An 18,524-nucleotide genomic window follows, 5' to 3' on the forward strand; every position below is an offset into this window, starting at 1 on the left:
CGGGTACTCGACGCACCCGCGAGCAGCCGACCGGCCGTTCGTCGGGAAAAGAATCGCCGTCGAAATCAGTCGTCGGCCGGTGCAGCGCCGCTTCCGCCCTCGAACCGCGTCTCGGGGACGGTGCCGTCGTCGTTCCAGCCGCGTTCGGCGTAGTACTCGTCGAGCCCCTGTTCGAACGCCGGAATCTCGTATGGGAGTCGGTCGTCGCTACGGTCGAACCCACGCTGGTTGTTGAAGTGTCGTTCCATCGCGACGACCTCGCCGCCGAGTGCGAGCAACTCGTCGTAGTCGGCGTCCAGCAGCGTCTCCATGCGCTCCTCGCTCAGGAAGTCCCGCGAGAACTTACAGAAGACGGCGCTGTCCTTGATCGCGTTGATGTTCTCGAGTTCGACGACTTTCGGTGGCTTGCCCTCGAGACCGTCCTTGTCGAAGGCGTCGTCGGCGTCGACGAGCGGGTACTCGTAGGGGTAGAACTCGGCGTACATGTGGTCGGCACCGCGATTCGAGGTGGCGAAGGCCAGTCCCTGGCCGTTCAAGGTGCGGCCGTCGTGGGCGGCGAACTCCATGCCCTTGACCGACCAGTTCTCGACGCCGAGGTCCTCGTGGACGCGGTCGACGCCCTCCGCGAGCGTGTCGCCGACGTCCTCGCGGTAGGCGATCTTCTCGACGAGGTCGTGAATGAGGTCGACGTTGCCGAACTCGTCCTCGCTGGCGAGGTAGGCCGCGACGGTGTCCCCACAGGAGATCGCGTCCAGCCCGTACACGTCACAGAGCTTGTTCGACTTCATCACGTCGACGATGTCGTCGACGCCCGAGTTCGGTCCGAACGCCATCAGCGTCTCGAACTCGGGGCCCTCGGTCTCGAGGCCCGACTCCTCGTCTCGCGTCGGGAGTTTGCAGGCGAAGGCACACGACGAGCAAGTGCCTTTCTTGTACTTCTTCTCCTCGACGCGGTCGCCGCTGACGCCCTCGATGCCCTCGAAGGAGAGTTCCGAGAAGTAGTAACTCGGCAGGGCCTCGACCATGTTCGCGTACTCGGCGACGGAGGTCGTCCCCTGATCCCGCATCGGGCTGTCGGAGTTGGCGGCCTCGCCGTGGATCTCCATCTGGAGCGGCGGGATCTCGATCTCGGTGGTCGAGTCGCCGTCGAAGGTGATCGCCTTGACGTTTTTCGAGCCCAGAACGGCACCGAGCCCACCGCGGCCGAAGGCTCGCTCCTCGGAGGTCATGATCGAGGCGAAGCGAACGTCGTTCTCACCGGCTGGGCCGATAACCGTCGTGTGCTCCGAGCCGAGGTCGTGTTCGTCCTCGAGGTACTCGCAGGTCTCGGGAACGGTCGCTTCTTCGAGTTCCGGGACCGCCTCGAACTCGACGCCCTCGTCGGTAACGTGGACGATCACGAGTTCGTCGCTCGCGCCGGTGATCTCGACGGCGCTGTATCCCGTGCCGGTGAAGTTCCGCGAGAGGAACCCGCCGGCGTTCGAGGAGAGCAACCCGTCGGTCAGCGGCGAGAGACCCGTCGCCGACATCCGACCGGTGAAACTCATCGTCGAGTATTGCATCGGCCCCGTCGCGAAGTACAGCCGGTTGTCGCTCCCCAGCGGATCGGCGTCGAACGGGATCCGATCGTGTGCGAGTTTCGTCCCGAGCGCCCGCCCCCCGATATACGACTCGAGGAGGCCGTCGATCTCCTCGGTCTCCGCAGTTCGCTCGCCGACGTCGATCGAACACAGCGGTCCCCGTACGTGTTTCATAGTACCATAGTGATCGACACGGCCGCAAAACGGTATCGGTTTTTCCGGCGCGTCTCCTCAACAAAACGGATATATGATAGGTTCTGAGAGCGGGGAACCACGGCTATCGGTGATATGTGGGCGTCTTTATCTACCCGTGGTGTCTGGTCCCGTGCATGTCCCAGCCGGACGAATCGACCGAGACGACGACCATCGACGACATCTACGAGCAACTCGAGACGCTCGAGGAGACGGTCGATACGTCGGACGAACGGACGGAGGTCCGTCGGACCATGCGGCTGGTCAGTCGGCTCTCACACAACCCGACCGTCGGAAAGGTCATCACCGGCTTCACCCGGAAGGACAAGGCAGAGGCGTTCGTGGGCAGCGTCGTCATCGGCCTCCCGATGCTGGTCGAGGACGGCGTCATGAGCATCGGCGCGTTCCTCGCGACCCACCCGCCCCTGTTGGTCGTGAACCTCGCGTTCACGGTCGCGCTCGTCATCGGCATCCTCTACGTCGCCGACTTCCGGGAGGTACAGATCCACAACCCCTACTTCGGTCTGGTTCCGCGTCGCCCGGTCTGGGTGTTGCTCATCGCGTTCGCGACCGCTGCGGGCCTGCTGACGCTGTGGGGCCGGGTAACCTGGGACGAGCCGTGGATCAATCTCTGTCAGGTCTCGGTCGTCTTTACCGCGATGGCGCTTGGCGGCTCGCTGGGAGATATCCTGCCCGGCGAAGCCGAACACCTGCCCGTAGACGACTCCTGAGCAGCGTTCGCACCGACGCGCTCAGCTCGAGCTGACGCTTATACCGGTTTGCCACACTGTTCGATCGCCTCGCGAACCGCCTCGGTCCGGCCGATGAGCGTAATGTGATCACCGTGCTGGAGTTCGACGTCGGGGGTCGGCACTTCGCTCGTCCCGTTGCGGCTCACGAGGGCGATGAGGACGCCGTTCGGGAGCTCCCCGCCGAGATCGACGATCTGCTGTCCGACGAGGGCCTCGTTGGTGACCTCGATTTCCTGTACGTCGCCGGAACGACCGAGTTCGGACATCCAGTTCGAGAGCGCGGGGCGTTCGATCTGGTTGTCGATCGCCCACGCGGTCGACTCGGCCGCCGAGATCGTCTCGACGCCGAGATTCTCGAAGGCCGACGCGTTCGACGGCTGGTTCGCCCGGGCAATCACGTTCTCGACGTCGAAGTTCGACTGCGCGAGCTGTGCCACGAGGAGGTTCGCGTCGTCGTCGCCGGTCGCCGCGACGACGGTTCTGGCGTTCTCCGCACCGGCCCCGCGTAACACATCGACATCGGTCCCGTCGCCCTCGCGGGCAGTGAATCCGTCGTTGCGAAGCTCTTCGAGGACCGACCGATCCTCCTCGATCAGTACTACGTTTTCGCCGCGCGCTTCGAGCCGTTCTGCCAGCGAGCGACCGACGCGGCCGCCGCCGATGATGAGTACACGCATGGGTATCACGTCGAGTTTCTCCGCGATCTGCCGGGCCAGGCCGCCCTCGAGGACGACCGACACGAGGATGACGAGGAAGACCGTTCCGACGAGCAGGTCCGCGCCAGGCGGGTTCGTCGGCGGGGCACCGCCCTCCGAGACCCCGGTCTGCAGCCGGATCGCGAACAGAGTCGCGACCGACGCGGGGATAATACCCCGCGGGCCGACGAAGCTCATGAACAGCGTCTCCCGGAACGTAAACCGGTCGCCTCGGGTCGTCAGAAAGACCAAAAGCGGTCGCAAGACGAACATCACAGCCACGACGACGGCCACGCCGCCGAGCCCGAGCGCGAACAACTGCTCGAACTCGAGCAGTGCCGCGAGCGTGATGAAGACGAACGAGAGGACGATCAGCGTAATGTCGCCTTTGAACGCCTCGATCTCCTCCTCGTAGGGGAGTCCGGCGTTGCCGAGGATCAGTCCGGCCGTGGCCGCGGCCGCCACGCCCGCCTCCGAGAAGACGTAATCGGCCGCCCCAAAGGCGACGATCGCTCCCGCGAGGGTGAGCAACCGGGCGTTTTGCGGTGCGTTGTCCGGCGAGAGATCGACGTACTGGAGCACCGACCAGACGACCGCGGCGACGACGACGCCGACGAGGAGTCCCGTCCCGAGCCGCTCAGCGAACAGTTGCAGGTAGATATCGGCGTGGGTCTCCTGAACGGTCATCGCTTTGAACAGTACGACCGCGAGGATCGCCGCCGTCACGTCGTTGACGATCCCCTCCGTCTCGAGAGTTGCTGCGACCCGATCCCGGACGGGGACGACCTTCAGAATCGGCGTGACGACCGTCGGTCCCGTCGCGATCAGGAGCGCACCGATCAACAGCGCGATGTCCCAGTTGGCACCGAGAAAGAACCGGACCGCGCCGGCGGTGCCGAGAAACGCGATGGCCGCGCCGATCGTGGTCAGCCGTACCACGGCCGCTGGTGCCTTTTTGATCTTGTCGATCTTGAGATGGAACGCCCCCTCGAACACGATGATGGCGACCGAGAGCCCGACGATCGTCGAGAGTCCGCTCTCGCCGAAGGAGTCGATGGTCAACACGCCGAGCCCTTCCGGTCCGATCGCGACGCCGGAGGCAATGAGAAAGAGGACGCTCGGAACGCGGAATCGGGCCGAAAGAAGCTGTGAGACGACGCCGAGACCGACGATCGAGGCGACCAGGAGGAGCAAATCGGCACCGCCTTCTGCCCCGGTCATAGTCGTCGCTGTCGCCCTGCGTTCGGTCGACATACTGACGCTGCTGGTCCGTCCATTCGCCTCGACAGACTCAGTCCAACCGGTTAACTCCTGTGAGAACCGGCCGTGCTGTCGTTGGCAACCCAGTACCGAGCCGCTCGAACCTCGTGAGAGAGTGAACGCGACCGTACCCCGCCGGGAACGCTCAATCGTCTCCGTAGATCCGTTCGATGCGGTCCTCGAACCGCTCGAGGATGACGCGTCGTTTCTTCTTCATCGTCGGGGTGAGCATGTCGTTTTCCTCCGTGAACTCCAGGGGCACGAGTTCGAACTGCTTGATCGTCTCGTGTTTCTCGAAGTTCTCGTTGACTCTGTCGACCTCCTGCTGGACGTATTCGCGGACCCGGTCGTCGTCACAGATCGCTTCGGGGTCGTCGGGCAGATCGATCCCCTCCGTGTCGGCCCAGTCGCGGATGTGGGGCGTGTTGGGGACCAGCAACGCGCCGATGAACTTCTCGCCGTCCCCGACGACCATCGCCTGCTCGACGATCTCGCTGGCGGCGAAGGCGTCCTCGATCGGGCCGGGTGCGACGTTTTTCCCCGTCGAGAGGACGATGATCTGTTTGACCCGATCGCGGAACTCGAGGTAGCCGTCGGGCCGCAGGTGGACGATGTCACCGGTCCGGAACCAGCCGTCCTGCGTGAACGCACCCTCGGTCGCCCCGGGTTTGTTCAAGTAGCCCTGCGTGACGTTCGGTCCCTTGACGAGGAGTTCGCCGACCTCGCCGGGGTCGTCTTCGAACGCCTCCTGGTCGGCGACGGTCTCGTCGACTCGCAGGTCGACGTTGACGAGCGCCGGACCGATCGTTCCGATCTTCACCTCCTCGGGCGGGGTGCTCGTGACGACCGGTGACGTCTCGGTCAGCCCGTACCCCTCGTAGATCGGGAGCCCCATCGCGTGATAGAGCCGACAGAGTTCCGGCGAGAGGCTCCCGCCGCCGCTGATGAGGATCTCGATATCGCTGCCCAGCGCCTCCCGAACCGACGAGAAGACGAGTTTGTCGGCCAGTGCCTGCTTGGCGTTCAGAATCGCTCCCGGCGAGTCGGTCCGCTGATACTCGACGCCGACGTCCGTGGCCCACTCGAAGATCCGTTCGGAGATCGCCGATCCGCTGGCCTCCTCGCGGATGGCGTCGTAGATCTTCTCGTAGACGCGAGGGACGCTCGTGGCCGCCGTCGGGCTGACCGTGCTGAAATCCTCCTGGAGCGTGTCCGGACTCTCCGCGTAGGCGACACAGGCACCGCTCGCAAAGAGCACGAAGTGGCCGGCCGTCCGCTCGAAGACGTGTGCCAGCGGCAGGTACGACATCGCCAGCGACTCGTCGTCCAACACCGGTACGTCGTCGCCCTTGTCCGGCCGCGGCCCGATCCGCTTTCGGATCCCGTTGACGTTCGACCGGAAGTTCTTGTGGGTCAACTGTACCCCTTTGGGCTGGCCCGTCGTTCCGCTCGTGTAGATCAGGCTCGCCAGATCGTCGAATTCGGTCTCCTCGATCCGCTGTTCGTAGGCCTCGAGGTCGAACGTTTCCTCGCCGCGAGCGTATACCTCACCGAGCGTCAGGATATCGTCGCGGTCGTCGTAGCCGTCGAAGTCGTCGATCGAGACGATGAACTCGAGGTCCAGATCGGCCTCGACTTCGAGGACGTTCTCGAGGAGGGCCTCGTTCTCGACGACGACGCCGTCGGCGTCGGGGTCGTCGAGCAGGTATCGGACCTGATTCGGCGAGGAACTCGTGTAGACGGTCGTGACGACTGCGCCGGCCCCCAGCAGGGCGAAGTCCGACTGGGCCCACTCCATTCGGGTGTTCGAGAAGAGGCCGATCCGATCCCCCGCCTCGACTCCCAGGTCACGAAACCCTGCCGAGAGCATGCGAACGACGTCGCGCATCTCGGCGTAGGAGATCGTTCCGAACTCGCCGGACGTCGCAGCGGGAAGCACCGACCCGGTGAGCGACCGGTCGTAGACGCCGCCTTTGTACTTCTGTGCCGGCCGATTCGCATTACGCTCGGCCGAGTCCTCGAACATCCGTGCGAGCGTCGTCTCCCCGATGACCTCGTCCTCGTACTCTCGTTCGGCATCCCGCCAGTCCATATATGCGTGCGAGTGGTTCCCGTGCGATAAAACGTGATGAAACTGGTTGCATCGTTGATAGCGTTTATAACCCTTCCGCGAACCGGCGAAAAATCCCGGTCATAGCCGGTTTCGGCCACGTGACGGAAACGGACCGACGGCCACGGAACCGACAGACGGTCGACGGAACCGACAGACGGTCGACGGAACCGACAGACGGTCGACGGAACCTGACAGACGGGGGGTGGTCGAGACGAGCGGGAACGGCGTCACTCCCGGTGGTCGAGATAGCCGAGGACGCCGCGGGTGTTCAGCCTCGCCTCGGCGCTCGACTTCTCCTCGCCCCAGACGTCGTCCATCTCGGCCGCTTCGGCGAAGTGGTCGACGACCGTCTCGTCGTCCGCGAGCTCTCGGCGCTTGGCGGCGACCGCGTCGACCCACTCCTCGAGGACCGTCGCGTACTCCTCGAGTGCCCCCTCGACGTCGTCGCCGATGTAGCGCGGCCCGAAGTGGGGGTAGCAGAACACGTTCGGATCGAGTTCGGCCAGCGTCTCGAGGTCCGCGAGACACTGCTCGAGGTCGAAGTTCGACGGCGGTGACGTTTCCCTGATCTGCTCGGTTTCGGGCACCCAGATGCCGGCGGCGTCGGCGACGAAAACGGCGTCGTTGGCGAGGTCCTCGAAGACGACCTGGTGGGGTGCGTGACCGGGAGCCTCGTGGGCGCGCAGGTCGTGGGTCCCGAGGTCGATCGTGTCGCCGTCTTCGATCTCGACGATCCGCTCTTCCGGGATCGGCTCCGGCTCCACGTAGTACTCCCACTGTTCGCCGACGGCGTTTTTCGTCCCCGCGACCAGCCGCGAGGGGTCGGCCATGTGGTCGGCCCCGAGGGCGGGGACGTAGACGTCGGCGTTCGGGTAGTCCGCCGCGAGAAAGCCTGCACCGCCCGCGTGGTCGAGATGAACGTGTGTCAGTGCGATGACCTCGAGGTCGTCCTGTGCGATCCCGACCTCGTCGAGTGCGTCACGAAGCAAATCGTAGTTGGTTCCGATGCCGGTGTCGACGACGGCGGGACGGTCGTCGTCGAGGACGTAGACGGCCCCGTATTCGCTCGTGTCGTACATTCCGGTATCGAGATAGTAGAGATCCGAACAGTCACCGGCCGTGACTTCGCGAACGTCTCCGATTGCCATATCTGTAGCCTGTCATCGGACAGCATAAAAGCTCGCGTCGCGGCGACCTCCCGTGACGACGACGACGTCCGCGACCGTCGATTTCGCCGAGGCCGCGTCTTCGTGGCGACGTTGCCACGCGCCACGGTGGACGGCACCGCCGCCGCAGATCGCAGCGACTGGACGTCACTGTACACCCGGTCGCACAACGTCAATACCCGATCGAACGACGTCGATACACACCCGGTCGCAGGAGGGCACTAGGGTCGGTCTGGACCCCGTTTCAGTGGTTACGACAGCTCGAGTCCTCGGTCGACTGCTTCCATTCGCCGATGCCGGAGGGATCGAGGTGGACGTGTGCGTCTCCGACGTCCTCGACCCCCCGCAGACGGTCGACCAGCGCCGATTCGATGTCGTGGGCCTCCCGGAACGGCATGTCGCCGTCGACCTCGACGTGGACCTCCACCTCGAGGACGGTCCCGTCGTAGAAGACGGTCAGGTCGTGGACGCCCTCGACGGCGGGGTGGCCTCCCAGGCAGTCGGTGATCTCGGCGCGTTTCTGCGGGCCGGGTGCGGCACCGATGAGGTAATCGACGTTTTCCCTGCCGATCTCGACCCCCTGATAGACGACCAGCAGGCTGACGAGCCCGCCCGCGATGGGGTCGAGCATCGGGAGATCGACCAGCACGCCGAGGACGCCGACGATCGCGGCGACCGAGGTATAGATGTCGTTCAGACAGTCTTTCGCGAGCGCCGCGAGCGCGGTCGACTGCAGGGACTCGTTGATGCCGATCGTGTAGCGATAGACCAGATACATATCGGCGATCGAGAACGCGAGCGCCACGAGCAACAGGACGCTGAACTCGATATCGGGGCCGGCGACGAGCCCCTCGACGGACCGGTAGAGCAGGTTCAATCCGAGGAGTGCGATCACCGCACCGACGAACAGCGCCGTCAGGGGCTCGATTCGGGTGTGGCCGTGTGGGTGGGTATCGTCGGGTTCGTCGAACGCACTTCGCCCCCAGACGAGGACGACGACGCTCGCGACGAGATCCGCGACGGAGTGGGCCGCGTCCGCGAGCAGTGCGACGCTCCCGAAGACGTACCCCGCCGCTCCCTCGGCGACGATCTTCACGACGTTGCCGAGGACGTTCGCCCACGACGCCCGCGCGAACGCACTCCGGCCGCCGTCCGCGCCACCGGCTTCGGACATGACTGGTCCTAGAGCCAGTCTAACCTTGGGTCTTTTCGTTCCGTTCCTCGAGTCGATGGCAGCCCCATCGCAATCATCAAGACGAGCCGCTGAGAGGGAGCAGACGACTGGGCGCTGGGGGCCGCCCGATCCACCCGCCAAGCGGGTCGTGCCGGCTCACGTCCCCGGTCGACGCAACACGTGTCACGCGTCGATCGGCCGACGCTCCCGCCGAACACCGCCATGACAGACGCTCACCCTCTCGTTCGACTCGAGACGCTCGCATTGATCGCCGTCGGCGGCTTCGCCGGCTCGAACCTCCGGTTCTTCGCGATGGGGCAGTTCCCGGACGTGCCGTCGATCGTCATCGTCAACGCCGTGGGGAGCGCCGTCCTCGCCGTGCTGGTGTACGAGGCGGAGTATACGGGTCATCTCACGTCCCGAACCCGGCTCGTCTTCACGACGGGGTTTCTCTCCTCGCTGACGACCTACAGCACGTTCGCGCTCCAGACCGCGCTCGCCTCGAGTCCGCTCGCGGTGGTGGGAATCGTCGCCGCCAACTACGGACTCGGAGCCGCCGGCGTGCTCGTGGGACGAGGGATCGCGCGCCGAATCGCGGGCCCGCACTTGGCAGGTGGTGAGCCAACATGAGTCCGGTCGGAACGGTCCTCACGGCGCTCGTCACCCTCGATCCCGAACCGGCCCACGTCGTCGGCACTGGCGGCGCGATCGGCGCGATCCTCCGGTACTGGGTCGGCCAGCGAATCGCCGGACGGGTCCCGAACGACCGCCTGCCCCTCTCGACGTTCGTGGTCAACGTCGTCGGCAGCTTCCTCTTCGGCCTCGCCGTCTTTGCCGGTGTGAGTGAATCGACGCTCCGGCTCGTCGGAACCGGCATCTGTGGGTCGTTCACCACGTTCTCCTCGTTCTCCGTCGAAACGGTTCGGCTGTACGAGCGCGGCGACCGCGTCCGTGCGATCGGCAACGCCACGGCCAATCTCGCCGGGTCGCTCTCGGCGATCGCCCTCGCGTGGGGGGTCGTCGCCGTCGCCCCCGTCTGAGACGGCCGACTGTCGGTCAGTGCCGGCCCAGCCGCGACCCGCAGTGGGGTGGACCGGGACCCGGCAACAACAGCCCGGTTGAAAACCGACCGGCAAACGGAAGCGCATCCGTTAGCGATCGTTCAGAAGTGGTACCGACCCACACGGTCTCGAGCGATTCGATCGCGTTCGATCCACGGTAGGTTTATGGTTGGACTCCGTCATTCGCCGCCATGGAGGCTCGCCGAGACGCGTGGCAAATCTACCGCGAGTCACTCCCGATTCTTATCGTCAGCCTCGCTGGTGGGATTTTCGCAGGGTCAGTACTCGGCTCCGAGGGAATGACCGAAGGGTTCGAACGGTTTCCGGGGCTGTTGTTGTTACTCCCGGCCTTCCTCGCGACCCGCGGGAACGTCTACGGCGCGATGGGGGCGCGGATCTCGAGTGGGCTCCACCAGGGGATGATCGATCCGTCGTTCTCGTGGAATCGGCGGCTGGTCAACGCCGTCGCCGCCTCCTTCATCAACGGGATCGGCATCTCGGTGTTCATCGGCGTCCTCTCGTGGGCCATCCTGTGGGTGCTGGGACGAGACTCCGCTGGGTTGATCGAACTCGTCGGTATCATGCTGATCTCGGGCGTCCTGACCTCGACGACGCTGATCTTCGGCTTGCTGGCGCTGGTCTTTGCGAGCTACGAGCGCGGGCTCGACCCCGATAACCTGATCGGACCGATCGTTACCACGCTCGGCGACGTCTTCGGCGTCGTCTTCCTGTTCGTCGCCATCACCGTCGTGGGAGGGATCTTCTAATGGCGGCCACCGGTCCCGACGAACCGACCGACACCTGGGCGATTCGCAGCATCGTCGCCACGATGTTTCCCATCCTGCTCGTCCTCTCGATGCTCGAGATGGGATCCGGGTACGTCCTCGAGGAACTCGAGGAGACCTACCTCACGAACCCCACGTTGCTGGTGCTCGTCCCGGTGATGATCGGGATGGGCGGCAACCTCGGCGCGATCCTCTCCTCGCGGCTCTCGACGCGGCTCCACCTGGGGCTCCTCGAGTTCGATCCTCGAGACGACGTTCTCTGGACGAACATCCTGGCGATCCTGGGACTGGCAGCGACGATCTTCACGGCGCTTGGCATCACTGCCTGGCTGGTCGGCCACCTCATCGCGGCACCGATGGCACTTACTGACCTCCTGCTCATCTCGGTCATCAGCGGCATGCTGCTCGCCGTGATCGCGATCGTCCTCAGTATCGCCGCGACCTACGTCTCCTACACGCAGGGGCTCGATCCCGACGACACGACGATTCCGGTCGTGACAAACCTCTGTGACATCCTCGGCGTGATCGTCCTCTCTGGGATCGCGATCGTCGTCCTGAACTGAGACCGGCCGCTGGGACACGCACGAGGCGACGGTCCAAGCGAAGCGACTCGCGTCTCGCGGGCAGTAGATGGCTCGAGAAGGGACGTTCTCCCGTCGTATCTTCACCTTGTGACGGGAACCACTTAAAGCGGAGCCGCAGCGGGCAGTCGTCGACGGCCCGCGTTACGCCGACGCGAGTTCCCGAAACGCCGCCGCGGCCGTTCGAGTCCCCTTCGAGATGAGCACGTCGCCGCCGCGCAGTTCGGCGTCGGCGTCGGCGACCAGCAGCCACCCTTCGTCCGGCCGGCGGATGGCGATCACCGACATCGTCGACTCGGCGTCGGGAACCCCCGCAGTCACGTCGGTACCGTCGAGATCGCTCCCCTCGGTGACCTCGACGCGGGTGATGATCTCGTCGCTCTCCTGAACGGCGACCTGTACGACCGGGTGGACGTCGATATCCCGGAGGACGCCCTCGCTGATCTCGATCGCGGCGTCGCTGATCCGCTCCGTACAGTTCCCCAACTGGATCAGTCCACGCAGGGAGACCGGATCCGGCGCGTCGGCGGCCGCCCGGAGCGTCCAGGCCTCGAAGCGCGACTGCATCGCGTCGACCTCGACCTCGAGATTGCGGACCTCTTCGGCGAGTTCCTCGCTGTCGAAGAGGACGCTGCTGTAGGCCAGATCGACCGCCAGCTCGGAGAAATCCTTCATGTGGATGATCGTGTCCACGGCCCGCTCGAGGTCGTCGATGTCGGGCGTCTCGGCGATCGGTGCCTCGTAGACCTCGCCGGTCATCGTCTCGCAGACGCCGCCGATCGCCGCGTCGGGGCCCCGGAGGAGTGCGACATCGTCGGCCTCGACGCGGGTCGTCGGGCCGGGATTGAGCAGCCAGTCGCTGCCCCGCCGAAGCGCGATCACGCGCACGCCGGTCTCGGACTCGAGATCGATGTCCTCGAGCGTTCGCCCGGCGTAGGGGGAGTCCGCCGCGACGACGCCCCGCAGGAGCGCTTCGGCGGCGTCGGGGAGTGCGGCCCGCATCGCCTCCGGCAGGCCCATATCCTCGAGGACGATCTTCGCGATGTCGCCTGCGGCGTCGCTGATCGCGTCCGCGGCCCCGACGATCCCCAGCACGGGGGCGAGCTGTTCCGCGTCGGCCGGCTTCCGGGCGGCCATCAGGAGGCTCATTCGCGCGCGAAGCTCGAGGACGTTCATCCGCTCTTCGAGTCGGAGGACCTCCGTCGCCAGTGGCTCGCTCCGGTGGAGCACGGCCGAGTACGAGAGGTCGATCAACAGCTCGGCGGTGTCTTTCATCTCGACGAGCACGTCCTTGACGCTGACGGGCTCGTACTCGATCGGGGCCGACGATGCCTCGCCCTCGAGCGGGTCCATACCTCGAGAGTCGACCCGCCGACCAAAAAAGCGTTTCCCGCCGGCCGGTTGCGGTGCGCCCGGCGGACGCCCTTCCGACACGGTTTTGCCCGGGCGCGAAGAACGCACGATCAATGCTCGACCGGACCTATCTGCGCGAGAACCCCGACGAGGTACGCGAGGCCCTCGACGACCGTGGGGCTGACGTCGATATCGACGAGTTCCTCGAACTCGACGAACGCTGGCGGGAGCTGAAAGCCCGCGGCGACGACCTGCGCCACGACCGTAATCAGGTCTCGAAAAAGATCGGCGAACTCGTCGCCGAAGGGAAAGACGAGGAGCGCGAGGAAGCCCTCGAGCGCTCGCGGGAACTCAAAGCCGAGATCGAGGAAATCGAGGAAGAGGGCACAGCCCTCGAGGACGAACTCCGGGAACGGCTGTTCGAGATCCCACAGCTCCCCCACGAGAGCGTTCCGCTGGGCGTCGACGAACGCCACAACGTCGAGGACCGACGGTGGGGTTTCGACGAACCCCACGACCTCCCCGACGAGGTCACCCCCCACTACGAACTCGGCGAGGAACTGGACATCATCGACGAGGAACGGGCCGCCAAGACGACCGGTGCCGGCTTCTATTTCCTCAAAGGCGAGGGCGCACAGCTCGAACACGCCCTGATCCAGTTCATGATGGACGTCCACCGCGAGCAGGGGTACGTCGACGTCTTCCCGCCGGTTCCAGTCAAGAGCACGTCCATGCGGGGCACCGGCCAGCTCCCGAAGTTCGCCGACGACGCCTACCGGCTGGGCGGGAGCAACGAGGAAGCGTACGAGGACGACGACCTCTGGCTCTGTCCCACCGCGGAGGTCCCCGTCACCAACATGTACGCCGGCGAGATCCTGCTGGACGACGACCTCCCGCTGAAACACCAGGCCTACACCCCGAACTTCCGCCGTGAGGCCGGCGAGCACGGCACCGAAACGCGGGGCATCGTCCGCGTCCACCAGTTCAACAAGGTCGAACTCGTCAACTTCGTCGAACCCGAGGAGAGCTACGACCGCCTCGAGGAACTCCTCGGGGAAGCCGAAGAAGTTCTCAAACGGCTCGAACTCCCCTACCGAATCCTCGATCTCTGTACCGGCGACCTGACCTTCGCCAGCGCCAAGACCTACGACATCGAGGTCTGGGCCCCCGGCGACGACATGGACGACGGCCCCGACGAGGGTGGCCGCTGGCTCGAGGTCTCGAGCGCGTCGAACTTCGAGGACTTCCAGGCCCGCCGCGCCGGCCTGCGTTACCGGCCCGAGCGCCACGAATCGGCCGAGTATCTACACACCCTGAACGCCTCCGGGCTCGCGATTCCCCGGGTCATGGTCGCCATCCTCGAGTACTACCAGAACGAGGACGGCACGGTGACGATCCCCGAGCCCCTGCGGCCGTACATGGGCGGGAAAGAGGTCATCGAGGGCCACGAGAAGGTCGGCGAGAGCGCGGTGGGTGCAGGCGAGCGAGAGTGAGCGCCGCTTCGGTCGACGCGTAACGCGATGTCACGGCGAGGGCCGTGATCGACGGTCACCGTTCTGACAGCGGAAAAACTATACTCCGGAGACAGCACTGATACGTATGCACATCAGTATCCACCAGAAAGTAATCGCATCCGTCGTCGGAATACTGATCGTCCTCGGGATGTTCCTGTTTTCGTGGTTACTCGCGTTGCTGGCTGCGCTGGTGATGGTTCCGCTCTACGTAAAGATCCTGACAGCGTAACGACGCGGGGTGTCGTCGTTTCTGGACGAATGAGCCACCGGCGGGAGGAGACGGCCCAGCTCGGAGAACCGAGAGTTGGGGCTCTCGAGAGCCCGATTCGAACGAATAGAGAGCGATCGGAAAGCGAGTCAGCAGCGAGTTATATGTAGTCGATGCTCGGCGGCAACTCGAGTTTCATGCCCTTGCGCTCGCGGATCTCCATGATCTTGTCGCGCTGGAGGGAATCGGACATGACCTCGAAGCCGGCGTTCTCGGTGTTCCAGGAGGCACGGCCCTCGGTCGCGGAGCGAATGTCACTCGCGAAGCCGATCATCTCGCCGACGGGCGCGATGCCCTCGACGACCATCAGATCGCCTTCCTGGTACATGTCGTCGACGCGGCCACGGCGGCCCTGAATCTCGCCCGAGGCTGCGCCCATGTGGTCGTTGGGCACGTCGATGCGGACGTCCTGCATCGGCTCGAGCATCTTGATCTGGCCGTCGATCAGCGCCTTGTGGACGGCCTCGCGGGTCGCGGGAATGACCTGTGCCGGACCGCGGTGGATGGTGTCCTCGTGGAGTCGTGCGTCGTGCAGGCGAATGAGCGATCCCTGGACCGGCTCGTTGGCCAGCGGACCGTTGTCGAGGGCCTCCTCGAGCCCCTCGATGACGAGTTCCATCGTCTCGTTGAGGTGCTGGATCCCCTTCGTGTCGTCGATCAGGATGTTCGTCCCGTGCATGTGCTCGACGTTCTGGGACGTGTCCTTGTCCATACCGGCGTCCTGCAGGGCTTCACGACGGTCCTGCTCGGGCATGTCCATCGAGGCCTCGCCGAGCTGGATCGTCTCGACGATCTCGTCGGCCATCGGTTCGATGGAGATGTAGAAGCGGTTGTGGCGGTTGGGCGAGATTCCCTCGACCTGATCGCTCGCGCGCTGGGGCTGTTCGCGGTAGACGACGATCGGTTCGCCAGTGTTGACCGGGATCCCCTGGTTCTTCTCGATACGCTGGGTGATGACCTCGAGGTGGAGCTCACCCTGCCCGGAGATCAGGTGTTCGCCCGTCTCCTCGTTGATCTCGATCTGGATCGTCGGGTCCTCCTTGGAGACCTGTCGAAGCGTCTCGATCAGCTTCGGCAGGTCGTCCATGTTCTTCGCCTCGACGGACTTCGTGATGACCGGCTCGGAGATGTGTTCGATCGACTCGAAGGGCGTCATCTCGACGCTCGAGACGGTCGAGCCCGCGATCGCGTCCTTGAGACCGGTGACGGCGGCGATGTTCCCGGCGGGAACCTCGTCGACCTCCTCGCGTTCCCCGCCCATGTAGACGCCGACGGACTGGATGCGGTTCTTGCCCGCAGTCCCGGAGACGTACAGCTCCTGGCCCTTCTCGAGGGTGCCCGAGAAGACGCGGCCACTGGCGACTTCGCCCGCGTGGGGGTCCATCGCGATGTCGGTGACCATCAGGACGACTTCGCCGTCCTCGTCGACCAGCCGCATCTGTTCGGCGATCTCGGACTGGTCGTCGCCACGCCAGACGCGGGGGATACGGCGCGGCTGGGCGTTGATCGGGTTCGGGAAGTGCTCACAGACCATGTCGAGCACGACGTCCGACAGCGGCGTCCGCTCGTGGAGCTCCTGGCGCTTGTCGGAGCGCTCGAGTTCCATGATCTCGCCGAAGTCCATGCCGGTACGCTGCATCGACGGCATGGAGACGCCCCACTTGTAGAGGGCGGAGCCGAAGCCGACGGTGCCTTCTTCGACGGAGACGGTCCAGTCGTCGATGTCGTCCATGTCCTCGGTCATCCCGCGGATGAGTTCGTTGACGTCGCGGATGACCGCGAGGAGTCGCTCCTGCATCTCCTCGGGCCCCTCCTGGAGCTCGGAGATGAGGCGGTCGACCTTGTTGATGAACAGGGTCGGCTTGACGCCCTCTCGGAGCGCCTGACGAAGCACCGTCTCGGTCTGGGGCATCGCCCCTTCGACGGCGTCGACGACGACGAGCGCACCGTCGACGGCGCGCATCGCTCGAGTCACGTCGCCACCGAAGTCGACGTGGCCCGGCGTGTCGATGAGGTTGATCAGGTGGTTCTGATCCTCGTACTCGTGGGTCATCGAAACGTTGGCCGCGTCGATGGTGATCCCGCGTTCCTGCTCGTCTTCCTCGGTGTCCATCGCGAGCTGCTCGCCGGCAGTCTCGTCGGAGATCATGCCGGCACCTGCCAGCAGATTGTCTGTCAGCGTCGTTTTCCCGTGGTCGACGTGAGCGGCGATGGCGATGTTCCGGATGTTCTCCGGGTCGTCCATCAGCCGTTCACACTCCTGTACGATCTTCTTGCGTCGGCCCATATATCCCCCAATACCGCCAGCGGGGTCAAAAGGGTAGTGTTTCGTCCCCGCCGGATTTCGTCGTGTTTCCCGTCACGAACGGTGAAATATCCAATTTGAGTGAGTGAATCCGTCTCATAATGGGGCCATCCGATTCGATCGACGGCCCTCGAGCGCCGTTCGACGGAACCGGTACCAGCGGGGACACGCGAACGTCCCCCGGACGACCGCACAAAAGAGTCAAATTCCGTCGGCCCCTTGCTAAGATCACACATGGATATACGCGTCCAGGGATCGGGCCCGACCGCACCGTTTCTCAGTGCCCGCGATCTCTTCGAAACCGAACAGGAGCTCTCCTTGCCGGTCCACGTCCAGCTCCGGGACGACCCCGACGAACGGACCTGGGCCGCCCACTACGACGACCGTCACGTCCTCAACATCTCGAAACAGGCCGCCTCCTCGGCGATGGCGCGCGAACTCGCCCTCCACGAGTTCGCCCACATGGCCCGCCACGAACAGCAACACCCCTCCCACACCCAGTCGACCGAAGAAGTCCTCTATCTCGCGCTGGCGGGCAAAAGCGTCGAGCGCCGCAAGCTCTCACACTGTTACCAGATCGCGAATCACATGAAAGACATCTACGCCGACGACATCACGCTCTCGGTCGGCCCCGGCGAGAAACTGCTCGCGTTCCTCGAGTCGAGTCTCGCGACGGCAGTCGCCGACCGCCCGGGGACGCCGCCGCGACCGGGCTTCGAGCGGCTCTCCGCGAGCGCCGATCCGGAGATCACGGCCGTCAACGCGGCGTTCGCGTTGGCGCTCGCGGAACGACACGACCTCGTCGACGAGGACCACCGCTTGTACGACCTCGCACACGCGGCCGCGATGGACGCCCCCGAAATCGACTTCGAGGGGTTCAAACACCGATTCCGGGAGCTCGTGCGGGAACCCGATACGAGCACCTACCGGCAGGTCCTCGTGGACGCGACCCGCTCGTACGTCGGCAGCGAGGGACGTGCTGCCGACTGAGACGGGAAAACAGCCGGCTGTCGGACACGCGCCGTTCGAGCCGAACGGACGGAGCGGGCGACGATACCCGAGCGGCGCTCGGTGGAGAGCGATCCGATACCGGAGAAAAATCGACGAACTCGCGTTAGCGTGCGGCTGCCGCGACGCGCTCTTTCTCTTCTTTCTGACTGACCGCGTAGGTCTGGACGTCGTAGTTGGACGCGCCGATGAGCTGGCTGGCGATGGCCTCCTCGACGTCGGTCGTCGTCTTGAACGAGTCGTTGTAGACGCCCTCGGCGAGGAACTTCAGCGCCTGGTCGACCCGTCGCTGCGGGGCCACGTCGACGGCCTTCGGGACCGAGATACCACCGTATTTCAGGCGGACGGTCTCCTCTCGGGGAGCCGCGTTCTCGACGGCCGTGACGAGCACCTGAATCGGGTTCTCCTCGGTGCGCTCGTGGATGATCTCGAACGCGTCACGGACGTGGTTGAGCGACTGCTGTTTCTTACCCGTGTTCTCCTCGGTCTGCATCAGGCGGTTGATGAACCGCTCGACGATGGAGATCTGGGACTTCTTGAACTGCTTGCCGGCGTGACGACCCGCGGTGTGGGCGACGGGGGTCACCGTGATGTAGCGCTCGGTCGAGGGGTCGGCGTACTCGAGTTCGCCGAGCTCCCACGTTCCGAACAGCTTCGCCGACACGTCTGCGCCACCGGCCGGGGCGTCCGGATCCGGTTGATCTTCTGCCGCCATGG

16 protein-coding genes are annotated in these 18,524 nt (G+C 65.0%); 8 read left to right on the forward strand and 8 right to left on the reverse strand.

The annotated features are described in order from the left end of the window. Nucleotides 1-65 precede the first annotated feature (65 nt). Entirely contained in the window at nucleotides 66-1,754 is a 1,689-nt protein-coding gene (locus tag J0X27_RS08405) for an aldehyde ferredoxin oxidoreductase family protein (RefSeq protein ID WP_207271906.1), read from the reverse strand. Nucleotides 1,755-1,909: 155 nt separating this feature from the next. Here J0X27_RS08405 and J0X27_RS08410 point away from each other — a divergent pair, with 155 nt between their 5' ends. Further along, nucleotides 1,910-2,503, forward strand: coding sequence for a DUF2391 family protein (locus J0X27_RS08410; protein ID WP_207271907.1), 594 nt, complete (start codon nucleotides 1,910-1,912; stop codon nucleotides 2,501-2,503). Nucleotides 2,504-2,541: 38 nt separating this feature from the next. Here J0X27_RS08410 and J0X27_RS08415 read toward each other — a convergent pair whose 3' ends face one another. From J0X27_RS08415 to J0X27_RS08430, 4 genes are all read right to left on the reverse strand, one after another. Continuing rightward, complete coding sequence (locus J0X27_RS08415) at nucleotides 2,542-4,440, reverse strand: cation:proton antiporter domain-containing protein (RefSeq protein ID WP_207271908.1); 1,899 nt, start codon at nucleotides 4,438-4,440, stop codon at nucleotides 2,542-2,544. A 184-nt stretch (nucleotides 4,441-4,624) separates the two neighbouring features. Continuing rightward, the gene (locus J0X27_RS08420) at nucleotides 4,625-6,571 is read right to left on the reverse strand and encodes an AMP-dependent synthetase/ligase (RefSeq protein WP_207271909.1); all 1,947 of its coding nucleotides are present in this window, start codon (nucleotides 6,569-6,571) and stop codon (nucleotides 4,625-4,627) included. A 248-nt stretch (nucleotides 6,572-6,819) separates the two neighbouring features. Further along, a complete protein-coding gene (locus J0X27_RS08425; RefSeq protein WP_207271910.1) occupies nucleotides 6,820-7,740 on the reverse strand; it encodes an MBL fold metallo-hydrolase in 921 nt (306 codons plus the stop codon). 262 nt (nucleotides 7,741-8,002) lie between these two features. Beyond that, nucleotides 8,003-8,932 carry a cation diffusion facilitator family transporter gene (locus tag J0X27_RS08430; RefSeq protein ID WP_207271911.1) on the reverse strand — a complete coding sequence of 310 codons (930 nt, stop codon included), beginning with the start codon at nucleotides 8,930-8,932 and terminating at the stop codon, nucleotides 8,003-8,005. 222 nt (nucleotides 8,933-9,154) lie between these two features. Between J0X27_RS08430 and J0X27_RS08435 the strand changes: the two genes are divergently transcribed. The 4 genes from J0X27_RS08435 (at nucleotide 9,155) to J0X27_RS08450 (ending at nucleotide 11,341) form a co-directional block, all read left to right on the forward strand. After that, a complete protein-coding gene (locus tag J0X27_RS08435) occupies nucleotides 9,155-9,562 on the forward strand; it encodes a fluoride efflux transporter FluC (RefSeq protein ID WP_207271912.1) in 408 nt (135 codons plus the stop codon). After that, nucleotides 9,559-9,972 (forward strand): fluoride efflux transporter CrcB, encoded by a 414-nt coding sequence (gene crcB / locus J0X27_RS08440; RefSeq protein ID WP_207271913.1) that lies wholly within the window; start codon nucleotides 9,559-9,561, stop codon nucleotides 9,970-9,972. The genes J0X27_RS08435 and crcB overlap by 4 nt, the downstream gene beginning before the upstream one ends. Nucleotides 9,973-10,184: 212 nt before the next feature. Further along, complete coding sequence (locus tag J0X27_RS08445; protein ID WP_207271914.1) at nucleotides 10,185-10,760, forward strand: magnesium transporter; 576 nt, start codon at nucleotides 10,185-10,187, stop codon at nucleotides 10,758-10,760. Further along, nucleotides 10,760-11,341 (forward strand): magnesium transporter, encoded by a 582-nt coding sequence (locus J0X27_RS08450; RefSeq protein WP_207271915.1) that lies wholly within the window; start codon nucleotides 10,760-10,762, stop codon nucleotides 11,339-11,341. The genes J0X27_RS08445 and J0X27_RS08450 overlap by 1 nt, the downstream gene beginning before the upstream one ends. 162 nt (nucleotides 11,342-11,503) lie before the next feature. On the opposite strand, the gene J0X27_RS08455 is transcribed toward J0X27_RS08450, so the two are convergent. Continuing rightward, nucleotides 11,504-12,712 (reverse strand): potassium channel family protein, encoded by a 1,209-nt coding sequence (locus J0X27_RS08455; RefSeq protein WP_207271916.1) that lies wholly within the window; start codon nucleotides 12,710-12,712, stop codon nucleotides 11,504-11,506. 113 nt (nucleotides 12,713-12,825) lie between these two features. Between J0X27_RS08455 and serS the strand changes: the two genes are divergently transcribed. Together serS and J0X27_RS08465 are read left to right on the forward strand one after the other, a co-directional pair. Beyond that, a complete protein-coding gene (gene serS / locus J0X27_RS08460; RefSeq protein WP_207271917.1) occupies nucleotides 12,826-14,205 on the forward strand; it encodes a serine--tRNA ligase in 1,380 nt (459 codons plus the stop codon). Nucleotides 14,206-14,311: 106 nt separating this feature from the next. After that, entirely contained in the window at nucleotides 14,312-14,455 is a 144-nt protein-coding gene (locus tag J0X27_RS08465) for a hypothetical protein (protein WP_207271918.1), read from the forward strand. A 139-nt stretch (nucleotides 14,456-14,594) separates the two neighbouring features. Here the strand turns inward: J0X27_RS08465 and J0X27_RS08470 are convergent, their stop codons facing one another. Next, nucleotides 14,595-16,781, reverse strand: coding sequence for an elongation factor EF-2 (locus J0X27_RS08470; RefSeq protein WP_207271919.1), 2,187 nt, complete (start codon nucleotides 16,779-16,781; stop codon nucleotides 14,595-14,597). 252 nt (nucleotides 16,782-17,033) lie between these two features. On the opposite strand from J0X27_RS08470, the gene J0X27_RS08475 reads away from it, so the two are divergent. Then, the gene (locus tag J0X27_RS08475; protein WP_207271920.1) at nucleotides 17,034-17,789 is read left to right on the forward strand and encodes a DUF5781 family protein; all 756 of its coding nucleotides are present in this window, start codon (nucleotides 17,034-17,036) and stop codon (nucleotides 17,787-17,789) included. Nucleotides 17,790-17,913: 124 nt separating this feature from the next. Here J0X27_RS08475 and J0X27_RS08480 read toward each other — a convergent pair whose 3' ends face one another. Continuing rightward, complete coding sequence (locus J0X27_RS08480; RefSeq protein WP_207271921.1) at nucleotides 17,914-18,522, reverse strand: 30S ribosomal protein S7; 609 nt, start codon at nucleotides 18,520-18,522, stop codon at nucleotides 17,914-17,916. Nucleotides 18,523-18,524: the final 2 nt, after the last annotated feature.

It is taken from the genome of Natrinema longum (assembly GCF_017352095.1).
In the GTDB taxonomy this organism is placed as follows: Archaea; Halobacteriota; Halobacteria; order Halobacteriales; family Natrialbaceae; genus Natrinema; species Natrinema longum.